The sequence below is a fragment of the SAR86 cluster bacterium genome (assembly GCA_023703575.1).
Taxonomy (GTDB): domain Bacteria; phylum Pseudomonadota; class Gammaproteobacteria; order Magnimaribacterales; family Magnimaribacteraceae; genus Magnimaribacter.
In genome coordinates this window covers 591325-604971 of sequence record CP097969.1, presented here as the reverse complement: position 1 = coordinate 604971, position 13647 = coordinate 591325, and the positions used below count along the sequence as shown (strand labels likewise).

General features: G+C 36.9%; 10 protein-coding genes and 2 tRNA genes. 1 reads left to right on the top strand and 11 read right to left on the bottom strand.

The window, feature by feature from the left end:
* Positions 1–3: 3 nt before the first annotated feature.
* Positions 4–804, top strand: coding sequence for an enoyl-ACP reductase (locus M9C83_03115; GenBank protein URQ67202.1), 801 nt, complete (start codon positions 4–6; stop codon positions 802–804).
* On the opposite strand, the gene M9C83_03110 is transcribed toward M9C83_03115, so the two are convergent.
* From M9C83_03110 to M9C83_03060, 11 genes are all read right to left on the bottom strand, one after another.
* The gene (locus M9C83_03110; GenBank protein ID URQ67201.1) at positions 801–2669 is read right to left on the bottom strand and encodes a SurA N-terminal domain-containing protein; all 1869 of its coding nucleotides are present in this window, start codon (positions 2667–2669) and stop codon (positions 801–803) included. The genes M9C83_03115 and M9C83_03110 overlap by 4 nt on opposite strands.
* A gap of 56 nt (positions 2670–2725) precedes the next feature.
* Positions 2726–2995: an HU family DNA-binding protein gene (locus tag M9C83_03105; GenBank protein ID URQ67200.1), complete on the bottom strand. Its 270-nt coding sequence runs from the start codon at positions 2993–2995 to the stop codon at positions 2726–2728.
* Between the two features lie 103 nt (positions 2996–3098).
* Positions 3099–5492 (bottom strand): endopeptidase La, encoded by a 2394-nt coding sequence (gene lon / locus M9C83_03100; protein URQ67199.1) that lies wholly within the window; start codon positions 5490–5492, stop codon positions 3099–3101.
* A gap of 52 nt (positions 5493–5544) precedes the next feature.
* Positions 5545–6822 carry an ATP-dependent Clp protease ATP-binding subunit ClpX gene (gene clpX, locus M9C83_03095; protein URQ67198.1) on the bottom strand — a complete coding sequence of 426 codons (1278 nt, stop codon included), beginning with the start codon at positions 6820–6822 and terminating at the stop codon, positions 5545–5547.
* 11 nt (positions 6823–6833) lie between these two features.
* On the bottom strand, positions 6834–7454 hold the full coding sequence (clpP, locus tag M9C83_03090; protein ID URQ67197.1) for an ATP-dependent Clp endopeptidase proteolytic subunit ClpP: 621 nt from the start codon (positions 7452–7454) through the stop codon (positions 6834–6836).
* A gap of 43 nt (positions 7455–7497) precedes the next feature.
* On the bottom strand, positions 7498–8805 hold the full coding sequence (gene tig, locus M9C83_03085; GenBank protein URQ67196.1) for a trigger factor: 1308 nt from the start codon (positions 8803–8805) through the stop codon (positions 7498–7500).
* Positions 8806–8816: 11 nt separating this feature from the next.
* A tRNA-His gene (locus tag M9C83_03080) sits at positions 8817–8892 on the bottom strand.
* Positions 8893–8939: 47 nt separating this feature from the next.
* On the bottom strand, positions 8940–9209 hold the full coding sequence (locus M9C83_03075) for an acylphosphatase (protein ID URQ67195.1): 270 nt from the start codon (positions 9207–9209) through the stop codon (positions 8940–8942).
* 173 nt (positions 9210–9382) lie between these two features.
* Positions 9383–10654 carry an FAD-dependent oxidoreductase gene (locus tag M9C83_03070; GenBank protein ID URQ67194.1) on the bottom strand — a complete coding sequence of 424 codons (1272 nt, stop codon included), beginning with the start codon at positions 10652–10654 and terminating at the stop codon, positions 9383–9385.
* A 6-nt stretch (positions 10655–10660) separates the two neighbouring features.
* Positions 10661–10737, bottom strand: a tRNA-Pro gene (locus M9C83_03065).
* A gap of 80 nt (positions 10738–10817) precedes the next feature.
* Positions 10818–13433 (bottom strand): TonB-dependent receptor, encoded by a 2616-nt coding sequence (locus M9C83_03060; GenBank protein ID URQ67193.1) that lies wholly within the window; start codon positions 13431–13433, stop codon positions 10818–10820.
* Between the last annotated feature and the right edge of the window lie 214 nt (positions 13434–13647).

Sequence of the window (13647 nt, the reverse complement as noted above, 5' to 3'; positions counted from 1 at the left end):
GTTATGAAAATTCTAGAAGGTAAAAATGTCTTAATAGTTGGTATTGCAAATAAGCACTCTATAGCTGCTGGTATTGCAGAATCAATGTCCGAAAATGGTGCAAATATTGCTCTTACATATCAAAACGAGCGATTAAAAGGCAATGTTGAAAAATTAGGAAGTGAATTAGGAGTAGAGACTTTTATTCCTTGTGATGTTTCATCGGATGATGAGATCACCGAAACTTTTAGAAGCTTGTCTTCTCGTTGGGATGGTTTGGACGCGGTAATTCATGCGGTAGGTTTTGCTCCTAGAGAGGAATTAGATGGAGAGTTTGTCGATGTAACCAGCAGAGAGGGTTTCCAAATAGCACATGATATAAGTAGTTACAGCTTCATCGCTCTTGCCAAAGAAGCTAAGAACATGATGGAAGGAAGGAATGGATCTTTACTGACTTTATCTTATCTAGGCTCTCAAATGACTCTCCCAAACTACAACGTGATGGGCTTAGCGAAAGCCAGTTTGGAGGCAAGTGTAAGATATTTAGCTGTTTCGATGGGTAAACAAGGTCATAGAGTCAATGCAATATCAGCTGGCCCAATTAAAACTCTTGCTGCTTCTGGTGTAAAGAATTTTAGGAAAATGCTCAGTTACAATGCTACTAGGTCTCCCATAGGCAGAAATATAACTACTAGAGAAGTTGGGGATGCTGCATCATTCTTAACATCTGATATGGCAAGCGGAATTAGTGGAGAAGTATTATATGTAGATGGTGGTTTCAATATAACCGCCATGGGCTCAATTGAAGAAACTGAGACGAACTAGCCGCTTATTGAAAGGCCTTGCTTTATAAATTCTTGTAATTCGCTAAGCTCAGATATAATTTTTTGCTGATTCAGAAAATTCTTTATACCTGCGATATTCTCCTCTGTGAGATCTGCAGTGCTCTCATTTACAGCATCCAATCTAAAAATTATGCTATCACCATTCTGCAATACTGCTGAGCCAAATACATCTCCAGCTTGCGACCTAGGTAGAGAGAAAATCTCGTTTACCGCTCTAACAGGAAGCAATGAACTATCTCTCTTCAAGCCTTTATAGGTTTCAACTTCTACATTATTTTCACTAGAAAAGATTTCCAAAGTCTTGTCGTCTCTTAAATCTTCAATCGATTTAACAACAAAGGCTTCTGAAGCTTTTAATGATTCTCGGAGCACATAAGTTTCTTCAATCTGAGATCTAACATCTGTATATTCAAGTTGAGCCTGCTCAACATAATCTGAAATTTGAATAAGAACAGCACTTAACTGAGAAGTTTCTATTAACTCTGGAAAGTTTCCTTCACTAAAGTCTTCAAATATAAAGTCTGATATAGTTTTAGCAGATAAAATTTCTGGTATTTCGGATTTGGAAAAGTAATCAGTCTCAATTAAATCTTTATCAAGAATTTCAGCAATATCTTTAATCGAGTCAGAACTAAATGCTAGATCTGAAACTTCTTCTATAAGATCAACATAAATCTCTTCTGCTTTATTAGTTAATAAATCCTCCCGAAATTTTGTAGACAAATCTTCAAAAGTTTTAGGTTCGGGCTTAATTACTTCATCTAGCCTTATTAAATGAACGCTAGATAAAAGCTCTATAGGTCCAAAAATTTCACCCTCTTCCATAGATAATAAAGCTTGCTCAAATTCCGGGGGTAGTAGCGTGCCATCGGTAATACCAAGACTACCTTCAATGTCTTTTGTGCCACCATCTTCAGACACTTCAAGAACTAACTCTTCAAAGGCTTCGCCTTGATTAATCCTATCTTTTATTAAATATAATTCTGCTGAAGCAGCAGAAGAGTCTCTAGTTTCTGTAATATTAAGCATAATATGAGATACAGATTTTCTTTCACTAGAATCAAAATCTCTAAGGTAGTCTTCATATTCAAGTTTTATATCTTCTTCAGAAACTTTAACTGTACTTTGAAGCTCCTTTGAATCCAGAGAGACATAAGAAACTTTTGCTCTATCAGGACTCATATAAGCAGATTTATTTTCTTGATAGTAATTTTGCAGATCTTCCTCTTGATAAATTACAGAATTCTTAAATCTTTCCGCGCTGAGTTTAATAAAAGTTATGTCTCTTTCTTGATCAGCTAAAGCCATAGATTCAAAAACATCTAAATCAGTTATAAAACTAGAATTAATTATTGATTGACGCCAGATGCTTATAAGAAAGTCTTCTCTAACTCTTTTTAGATAATCGGATGGTATAAATCCATTGCTCCTAGCGAAAGATTCGAATCTAGCTTTACTAAATCTACCATTCTCCTGAAATTGCTCTTCCTCAGCTAATTGAGTATAAATAAATTCATCCGTAAGTATCGTTTTTTTAGAATCTAAAAAATCTATTATCGAAAATTTATTTATCAAATTATTCTTTGATAATGTAAACAAAGTTTCATCATCAATTTCTTGATCGGGAAATCTTTGGCTTAAAGCAAATTGTTGAGTGCTAACTTCAAAGTTTAGATCTGCATTTGTAATTTCTTTAGAACCTACTGTAGCGACTATGTTGACGTTACCTTGAGAGAAAAAACCAGCCCAACCTACGGAACCAATAAAAGTAATAATTATTGCAACAACAATAACTCTAGTTACATTACCAGTTAATCCTTCTCTAATGGTTTGTATTCCTGACATGGTTTGTAATTAAAAAAAGCGCGCCTAATGGCGCGCTCTTAGTAAACTAATTGGATCTAAAGACTTTCTTTTAGAGCTTTGCCTGCTTTGAATCCCACTGATTTTGAAGCTCCTATTTGGATAGTCGCACCAGTTTGTGGATTTCTTCCAGTTCTAGCAGCTCTATGTCTTACATTGAAGGTTCCGAAACCTACAAGAGAAACACTATCTCCACCAGATAGGCTACCTGCTATTGCATTTAAAGTTGCTTCTACCGCTCTCCCGGCTTCAGCTTTCGAAGTGTCAGTTGCCGCTGCTACAGCGTCTGTTAATTGGGCTTTATTCACATTAATCTCCTAGAGTCTTGTTAAGCCAGCTTATCATTTTGCAAGCTGGTCAATGTGATTAAAACCTTAGGCTAAAGCCTTGTCAAGCTTGAATTTGATTTAATTAATGAGCTTTAACTGAGCTTTTCTTTGTTCTAGATTTTTTTGAAGATACCTTGTTACTAACCTCTTCTTTTTCCCATGGAATGGGTTGTCTAGTCAGAACAATGTCCAACACTTCGTCAATCCACCTAACTGGTTTGATATCTAAATCAACTTTTATATTATCTGGAACTTCTTTTAAATCTCTCACGTTTCCTTCTGGTATCAAGACTACTTTTATACCGCCTCTTCTTGCAGCTAATAATTTCTCTTTGAGACCGCCTATCTTTAGGACTTCTCCTCTAAGAGTAATCTCACCGGTCATAGCCACATCTGATCTTACTGGTATATTTGAAAGCACAGAAGTTAAAGCAGTTGTCATAGCAGCACCTGCGCTTGGTCCATCTTTTGGGGTTGCCCCCTCTGGGACGTGGATATGTATATCCTGCTCCTCATAGAATTTAGGATCTATGCCCAATGACTCTGATCTTGATCGAACAACTGAAAGTGCCGCTTGGATAGATTCTTGCATTACGTCTCCAAGAGAACCTGTTTTAATAATTTTACCTTTTCCAATAAAACTCGAAGCTTCTATCGTTAACAGTTCTCCTCCAACTTGAGTCCACGCAAGACCGGTAACTTGTCCTATACGGTCATTCTCTTCAGCCTCACCAAAATCAAACTTTCTCACTCCGCAATAGTCTTCTAGATTACTTGGTTTAATAGAAATTTTTTTAGTCTTATTTACTGTTGCATTCTTTTTGACAACTTTTCTACATATCTTGGCAATTTCCCTCTCTAGCGCACGCACACCAGCCTCTCTTGTAAAGTATCTAATGAGGTCTTTTATCGTATTTTTAGATATGTGAAGTTCGTCATCTTTTAGGCCATTATTTTTCTTTTGTTTATTAATGAGATACTTGTCGGCTATATTGACTTTCTCATCTTCTGTGTATCCCGGCAAAGTTATAATTTCCATTCTATCGCGCAGAGCTTGGGGAATATTCATACTATTGGCTGTGCAAACAAACATGATGTCTGATAGATCATAATCTACTTCGAGATAATGATCATTAAAGGTATGATTCTGCTCTGGATCTAAAACTTCTAAAAGAGCAGAAGCTGGATCTCCTCTCATGTCCATACCCATTTTGTCTATTTCATCCAAAAGGAATAGCGGGTTCTTTACTCCTGTCTTAGATAGCTTCTGGAGGATTCTTCCGGGCATAGAGCCTATATACGTTCTTCTATGTCCTCTAATTTCAGCTTCATCTCGTACACCACCCAAAGACATTCTTACAAACTTTCTATTGGTGGCTCTGGCTATGGATTCACCAAGAGACGTTTTACCTACTCCTGGAGGTCCTACTAAACAAAGAACTGGGCCTTTAAGCTTTTTCACTCTTTTTTGAACAGCTAGGTACTCTAATATTCTCTCTTTAACTTCTTCTAGACCGAAATGATCTTCATTTAAGACATTGCTCGCAACGTTTAAATCTGACCTAATTTTGCTTTTCTTTTTCCATGGAATATTCAGCATCCAATCAATATATCCACGAACAACTGAAGCTTCAGCCGACATTGGTGACATCATTTTATATTTCTGGAGTTCGGTAAGAGCTTTTTCTTGAGCTTCTTTTGTCATGCCAGCTTCTTTGATCTTGATCTCTAGTTCTTCAGCTTCTTCAGCTTCATCGATCTCACCAAGTTCCTTTTTCAGGGCTTTCATCTGTTCATTAAGATAATATTCTTTTTGGCTTTTTTCCATTTGAGTTTTTACTCTGCCACGTATCTTCTTTTCGACTTTAGAAAGATCAAGTTGGGAATCTAAATGCTCCAAAATACGGTTAGCTCTGTCAGTCAATGAAATCATCTCCAATATTTCTTGTTTTTGGCTTATATCGATAGACATATGACCTACTAGTGTGTCTGTAAGTCTAGATAAAGAGTCAATAGCATTGACTGTATTTAAGACTTCAGGAGTAGCTTTTCGAGTAAGCTTTACGTATTCCTGAAATTGTTTTTTGAGAGAAGGAAGAAAATGGTCTAATTCCTTCGACTCAGTTTCTTCATCTATTGTTGAAACTTGCACCGACATATATTCATCAGAGGCTTCTAATGATTCTATCGATGCTCTTTGATTGCCTTCAACTAAGACTTTCAAAGTACCATCTGGCAACTTTATAAGCTGTAGAATGGTGGAAAGAGTGCCAATGGGATATAGATCACCTAACTTAGGATCATCCTGCTGGGCACTTTTTTGTGCTACAAGCATTATCTGTTTATCACCAGCCATTGCCGACTGTAAGGCAGTAATTGACTTCTCTCTTCCAACAAAGAGAGGTGTTACAACTGAAGGAAAAATTACTACATCTCTGAGAGGTAGTAACGGTATGTTTAGATTTTTTTTAGACATAATATTTTTGCTATATGTCTATTAATGGGGTTTAACTAAAAAAAAACAAGAGTTAACCAGTTTTAGTTTTTGAAGTCTTTTCATAAACCATCAAAGGTTCAGTTTCACCCTTTACAACAGAGCTATCAAGAACTACCTTATTCAGGGACTCTTCAGATGGAACTTTATACATAGTTTCCATCAATATATTTTCAAGAATTGACCTCAAACCTCTTGCTCCAGTTTTTCTCTCGATAGCTTTTTTAGCAATTTCGAGAAGTGCATCTTCTCTAATATCTAACTCTACATTCTCCATCTCAAATAGTTTTGAAAATTGCTTAGTAAGACTATTTTTTGGTTCAGTAAGTATAGTAACCAAGGCTTCCTCATCAAGCTGTTCTAATGTAGTAATTACAGGCAGTCTACCTACAAACTCTGGGATTAAGCCGAACTTGATTAGATCTTCAGGGCGAACTTGTCCTATAAGCTTATCTGTTTCATTTTCTAACCTAATGGAAGTTACATTTGCACCGAATCCAATACCAGTCTCTTCACATCTTTGTTGTATTACAGACTCTAGACCAGAGAATGCACCTCCGCAGATAAACAATATGTTGGAAGTATCCACTTGCAAGAATTCTTGTTGAGGATGTTTTCTTCCGCCTTGGGGAGGAACAGATGCTACGGTTCCTTCAATTAATTTTAGAAGAGCCTGCTGCACTCCTTCACCAGAAACATCTCTTGTGATGGATGGGTTGTCTGACTTTCTAGCTATCTTGTCGATCTCATCAATGTAGACTATTCCTAATTGAGCTTTTTCAATATCGTAGTCACATTTTTGAAGAAGCTTTTGTATTATATTTTCAACATCCTCACCCACATAACCCGCTTCAGTTAAAGTAGTAGCATCGGCAATAGTGAAGGGTACATCTAGTAACCTGGCAAGTGTTTGTGCTAATAGAGTCTTACCAGAGCCTGTAGGGCCTAAAAGCAAAATGTTACTTTTTGTGAGTTCAACTTCGTCGGATGAATCTATCTTCTTACCACCTTTCAATCTTTTGTAATGATTATAAACTGCAACTGATAGATTCTTTTTGGCTTCCTCTTGGCCTATGACGTACTCATCTAGAGTAGCTTTTATCTCTATCGGGACTGGAAATTTTTCCTCCTCAGCCTCAGTTGTTTCAGAGATTTCCTCTTTAATTATGTCATTACAAAGATCTATACATTCGTTGCAAATATATACAGAAGGTCCTGCAATGAGCTTTCTGACCTCATTTTGATTCTTTCCACAGAAAGAACAGTATAAAAGCTTATCATCGTTGTTTTCTGTGTTATCTTTATCAGACATAAAATCTCCTTTTATTTTTTGACTGAGCGACTATCTACCACATCGTCAATTAGTCCATACTTTACAGCTTGTTCAGGAGACATAAAATTGTCTCTATCACTGTCTTTGGCTATCTTATCAACCTTTTGACCTGAATGGCTTGCTAAAATTTCATTTAATTTCTTTTTAATAGACAGTATCTCTTGAGTATGAATCTCTATATCGCTTGCTTGACCTTGAAATCCTCCCAACACTTGATGAATCATAACTCTTGAATTTGGAAGAGCCTGTCTTTTACCTTTAGCTCCCCCGCATAGTAAAATTGCCCCCATACTAGCAGCTTGTCCTATGCAAAGTGTAGAGACATCAGGCTTAATAAACTGCATAGTATCGTAAATTGAAAGCCCAGCTGTAACCGAACCCCCTGGTGAGTTAATATAAAGATGTATGTCTTTATCGGGATTCTCTGCTTCTAAGTAAAGCATCTGAGCCACTATCAAATTTGCGCCGTAATCTTCTACAGGTCCTGTTAAAAAGATCACTCTTTCTTTAAGCAATCTTGAATAAATATCGTAGGCACGTTCTCCTCTTGGTGTCTGCTCAACAACCATAGGTACTAGTTGATTTACGAGATTTGAATTTTCTTTACTCATTTATATCTTCCTCTGTATTTAAATGGGGATTTTAAAAATATTTTCAACCATAAGTTCCAGAAACACAATCTTCGTAAGAAATATTTTCATCAATAGATTTAGCTTCAACCTTTATAACTTCAACAACTTGTTCTTCTAGAGAAATTGATTCTATGTTTCTTAGTTGCTCATCGTCTGAGTAAAAGTAATTAATAACTTGTTGAGGATCTTTATAGTTTTTTGCTCTTTCTTCGATGATTTCTTTAACTTTATCTCCATCAGGTTTTAGCTCTTTGTCTTCAATAATTTTATTGAGCAATATACCAACTTTAACTCTCTTAGTAGCTTCTTCCTTGAATGTTTCATCCGGGAACAGATCTTCTTTCAGATCTTTTGGATCCATTCCCATTCTTCTGGCTGTGTCATGTTTCATGTTAGAGACCTCAGAATCAATCATTGAAGAAGGAACCTTGAAATCATTTGCTTGTAAAAGAGCATCAAAAAGACTTTGCTTAACTTTTCCATTTATTATATTTTTTAAATCTTCCTCAAGTTTCGAGCGAACTTCTTTCTTAAAAGCCTCTATATTATCTGTCTCTATACCGGTTCCTTTAAAAAATTCTTCATTCAATTCTGGTAACTTTGAACGAAGAACTTCATTTATTTTTGTTTCAAAACATACAGGTTTTGATGCGAGATCCTTCTTTCCATAATCATCCGGAAATTTCAATTCCAGCATAGTCTTCTCTCCTGCTTCGAATCCTATCAAACCATCCTCAAAACCCTCAATCATTGACTTTGAACCTATCTCAACTGTAAAGTCTTCTGCGGTTCCTCCTTCAAATTCCTCACCTTCAATTTTTCCAACGAAATCTATCTTTACTTGATCTCCGCTTTTAGATTTATCTTTGGAGGGTACCCACTGACTCATTCTTTTTTGAAGGTTTGTGATTGTCTTATCTAAATCTTCTTCTGTGATTTCACATAGAAAATTTGTGTAAGAGATTTTACTCATCTTTGATATTTTGACTTCTGGATATACCTCAAAGGTGGCCTTGAACTTCGCGTCCTTACCGACTTCAATTTGTTCAGGAATCAAATTTGGTCTACTAACAATTTTTAAATCTTTTTCTTCAGCAAGTTTTGCAAACGATTTACTTGCCAAATCCCAAAGGACGTCTTGTCTAATCTCAGGGCCATAGATTCCCTCAACAACATCCAAAGGCGCTTTACCCTTTCTGAATCCTTTAAGCTTAGATTCTTTTTGAGCCTTCTTGAGCTTTATCAGAACTTGCTCTTCAATGTCTTTATTGAGCACTACTATCGGAAGACTTTGATTTATGTCTACATTTGATTTGAATGAAAATTTCATAGTTTATCCTTTGGGGTGGGCGATGGGGCTCGAACCCACGACCACTGGAATCACAATCCAGGGCTCTACCAACTGAGCTACGCCCACCAAAAAATTAACATTTTAGCACCTAATAAAAATTGGAGATGATAAATTTAATATATTTCAAATCCTGAGATAGATTCGTCTGAATTGGCATCTTGTACAAGTACATCATCTACATGAGAAAAAGCAGGGCCATCCCAGCACAGCGATATAAATGAGTTTATTGAATCTCCTTCTCCTTGAACAAAAATTTCAATCGAACCATCTGACGCCTTTCTTGCCCAACCGGATAAACCTAGTTTTGCGCTTTGCTCTTTTGCCCAAGATCTAAAACCTGATCCTTGAACTTCGCCGTAAACAGAAATGTGTGAACCTAACATTTAGAAAAAAATTTAGAAATTATTTTATCGTTCATGAATGGAGCCTTCAAGTATTTGAGAAAACATAAATTTATGAATAGAAGTGGCCTCCTCGGCAGGACTCGAACCTGCGACCCACTGTACGAGGAGTTGCATGAATTATATCTCAAGCAATAAAATTGAAAATGAATAATTTAAAGTGATCTACTCGCGAGATAAGGATTTCTATCAATTTCTGAATCTTTGAATTGCAATTGGTCCGCCAGTAGTGCTGCAGATCCCATTGCAAGCGTCCACCCCAAATGGCCTTGACCACAATTTACAAACAAACCCTCTATTTTTGTAGCGCCAATGAATGGTAAGCCGTCCGCGCTCATCGGCCTAAAGCCATGCCAAATCTTTCCTTCTCCTTCTTCTAATTGACTGTACAAACTAGGATATATGTTTTCTAACATCCTATATAAATAATCTATTCTTTTGGGGTGTATAGCATCATCATAGCCAGCAAATTCTGCAGTTCCTGCTACCCTGATTCTATTATGAAAGGAAGTTACAGCTGTATGAATGCTCTCATCTACCAAAGATATATTTGGAACATTGTTTAACCCTGTAGTATCAAATGTTAGCGAATAACCTTTAACAGGTCTTACAGGTAAGTTGAGACCAACTTTTTTCAAAAGCTCTCTAGACCAAGATCCGCTGCAAATAACGACTCTTTCTGCCTGAAGTATAGCCCTTTCTGTGACAATGCCTTTGACATGACCTTTATTAATAAGAATCTTATTAATGTTAGTTTTTGTTAAAATTCTACCACCATTATTTCTTATTCTTTCTTCAAGAATTTTACAAAACTTATATGCGTCTCCAACTTCATCATTAGAAAACAAAAGTCCTCCTGAAAGTTCAGTTTGTATTTCCTTGAGTTGAGGTTCTAGTTCTATTAATTCATCTTTATTTATTATTTTTACAGCATCAAGATTAGAAAATATTTTTTCTTGCTGACTAATGGATTTGTTCATTGATTCAGAGTTTCTGTAAATCTTCAATGTTCCTATCTCAGATTCATCATAAGTAACATTATTTCTTTTTCTGAATTCAACGGTGAGGTTTTTGCTGTAATTAGCTAATTCAAATAAATTTCTTGATATTTCTCTAAATCTTTTTGGTGTTGAGTTTCTTAAAAACTTTAATCCCCAAAAAAATAAAGATGGAATTTGATCTGCTTTCATTAGCATAGGGCTGTCTACCTTGCCAATGCCAGCTAGGATTTGTGCAATATCAGAGGGAGAATTCCAGGGTGATGATTGTGAGGGAGTCATCATACCTGCATTCGCAAAACTTGTTGAGGTGGCAACGTCACTATCTCGCTCAAGAAGTAAAACTTCTTCACCTCTGTCTATGAGAGCGTTTGCAGTTGCTAAACCTTGCAGCCCTCCTCCTATTATAACGATCTGTTTTTTATTCAATTTAACTGGTCGGGGCAGCAGGATTTGAACCTGCGACCACCTGCTCCCAAAGCAGGTGCGCTACCAGGCTGCGCTATGCCCCGAAAAGATGAGGATTATACCTTCTTAGAAGTTTTATGCACAAAAAAACCCGGCAAGCGCCGGGTTTTTTTACAAAGGAAAGTTACATAGTAAGTTTCAAACCTACTGAAAACATTCTTCCTCTTGGGTCATGATGTTTTGGATCATAACTCCAGTTTGCACTGTCATACACCTGAGGCACTTCTTCATCAAAAGCATTCTTGACACCTAGTGTTAACCTTAGGTCGTCTGCGCTATTGAAGTCAAATGTATAGCTATATTGAAGATCAACAGTGAAGTGACTATCAATATTTTGATCAAATCCAAGTGCTAAAGCTGTTGGGGTTGGATTATTGGTTGTTTCATAGCTAGAAACCCATCTTCCGTAAGCAGCAGCAGTGTGTTTACCTGAAATTAGATTTGCTGATAAAACTGCTTTAGTTTCTGGAAGAGACCTTGCAAAATTGTCATGATTAAACAGCCCAACAACATCTGTTGTTACACCACCAATCGGAATCTCATACTGAAGCATATGAGTTGCATTCATGCCTAATATGATATTTCCGATGTTAGTATCCAAAGAGTATAGAAGTTCAACATCAAAACCATTAGTATCAACAGAAGCGGCATTAAAGTAACTAGTAGTAACCCCAGTCAATGTACCATCTGTAGTTCTTTGAACTTTTGAGCTATTAGGAGTCCTGGAGACAATTCCTTGCGCGCTTTCAATGGTTATCACATCAGTGTAATCAACCATCCAGTAATCTAATTTAGCTTCAAAGTTATCGGTTGGATACCAAATGATACCAACATTTAAGTTATCAGCCTCTTCTGGCTTCAGAGCTGTACTTCCTGCTTGTGCTATACGAATAAATGTTGCCTGTCCAACAGTATTCCCATCTTCATCAAAATCTTGAATTCCTTGAAGACCAACAGTGTCTGAATAAAGTTGTGCAAGTGATGGCTCTCTAAATGACGTACTGACAGATGCTCTTAAAATCACATCATCATTAACCTGATATCTTAGAGAAATTTTAGGATCGACATTCGAATCATTTTCAAGGTCCTCATATCTGACAGCACCTTTTAACTCTAATTGGTCTGTAAGATCAGTTGAGGCTTCTACAAATATAGCATTTGTTCTTCTAGATGCATCAGACTCTGTACCTCCGCCTAAGAATATCATGTCAGCTGGTTTCGTTAAATTTCCTGCCGCATCAAATTCCACAGTTGAATTAGCACTTCTCTTGAGATCATACTTCTCAGTTCTAGATTGAAGACCACCAGCAACTGATACATTGCCTATTTCACCTGATACAACAAAATCAACGACCGAAAGTACAACTTTATTCCAAGTTTCTTGGTCTGACCTTAACCAATCTCTTAATTCTTGTGAATTAGCAGACGGGTTGAATAGATCGAAGGTTTGATCTCCTGTAGGCCCACCAGTTCCATTGATCGCAGCTGCAAGAGCAGAAGTTCCAGTGTCTGGTTGTCTACCATATGAATCTTCAGCACTACGAGTCATATGAAAATCCCAATCGAAACCACTATCCAATGTTCCCGATAGTCCGAATGATACTCTATCCATTTCAATTTCTCTTGGAGCAAATGGCGAAGGGAAAGCGGACGCTAAAGGTCTACCGAGCCAAAGAGCTGGAACTCCAAATGGATTACCACCAGTGCCAGGTTGAATTGCTAATGCAGGACTTAAATATGATAAGGCTGGATAAGAAGGTGACTGAGGATTATCAAAAACATCAGTTTCAGCTTTTAGATAATCAAGTTCAGCATTTATACCACTTGTTAGAACAGTCTTTAGTGAAACATAAAGTTGGTTATGTTCTTCATCATTAACAATATTAAATCTAGGGCCGTACTTAAATCCGCAACGACTTCCACTCGCTTGAGGAATTAATATACCTTTGTTAGCTACACAGTTTGGATCTGGAACATTTTGGAAGGCACTATATGTTCCAGCATAAGGTCCTGATTCTACAGTTGAAGGACCAAATAAAAGGAAGCTTGTTCCTAATCCACTGATTCCAAGAGGAGCCAGCTCTAACTCGCTTTGAGATAGAGGCGATCTATCAAGTGCACTGTAGGCAAGTACTAAATTAGTGTCTCCACTACCTGCACCCCAAATAAAACTAACTCTATCATCTTCCTGTGAACCTAGATCGGTTTCTTGATGAGTTAAATCAACTTCAAAACCGGTGAAATCTCTCCTGAAGATATAGTTTACTACACCGGCAACAGCGTCTGATCCATATATTGAAGCAGCACCTTCTTTTAGAACCTCAACTCTCTCTAAGGCGATGATCGGAATTGAAGAAGTGTCCACAAATACACTGCCATCATTTGCAGTAGCACCTGCGACCGTTTGTCTTCTACCATCGAAAAGTACCAAAGTAGAAGATAGACCTAATCCCCTCAAGTTTACATTTGTTCTGCCTTGCAGCGCTCCCGATGTAAATGAATCAGCTTGGTTTTCAGAACCAGAATTAACAGCAATATTCGCAGTTATATCTGCAACATTAACTGCACCTATAGCCTCAATTGTAGATCGATCATATAGTTCTACTGGAGAAGCTCCATCAGTAGGACTTCCCTTGATGTAACTACCTGTTACAACAACCTCTTCAACATCATCTGAGACAATGAAATTAGAAAATACTAAAAATGAAATAAGTGGAACGTAGAATAGTTTTTTGAACATTTTTCTCCCCATTAATTAATATTGGACGCGGAAATTTTCCCCTTCCTTGCGTCAAAATTTACATATTTAAGATAAAAATTTACCTATATATGTTTCCTAAATGTCACTATAACTTCATAAAGTTACAAATTACAGCAAATTTTTCTTTTTTTTACTTTATTTTTCTATCCTATACGACGAAAATTTGTAAAGTTTCAGTTTTATTGACTTTTTA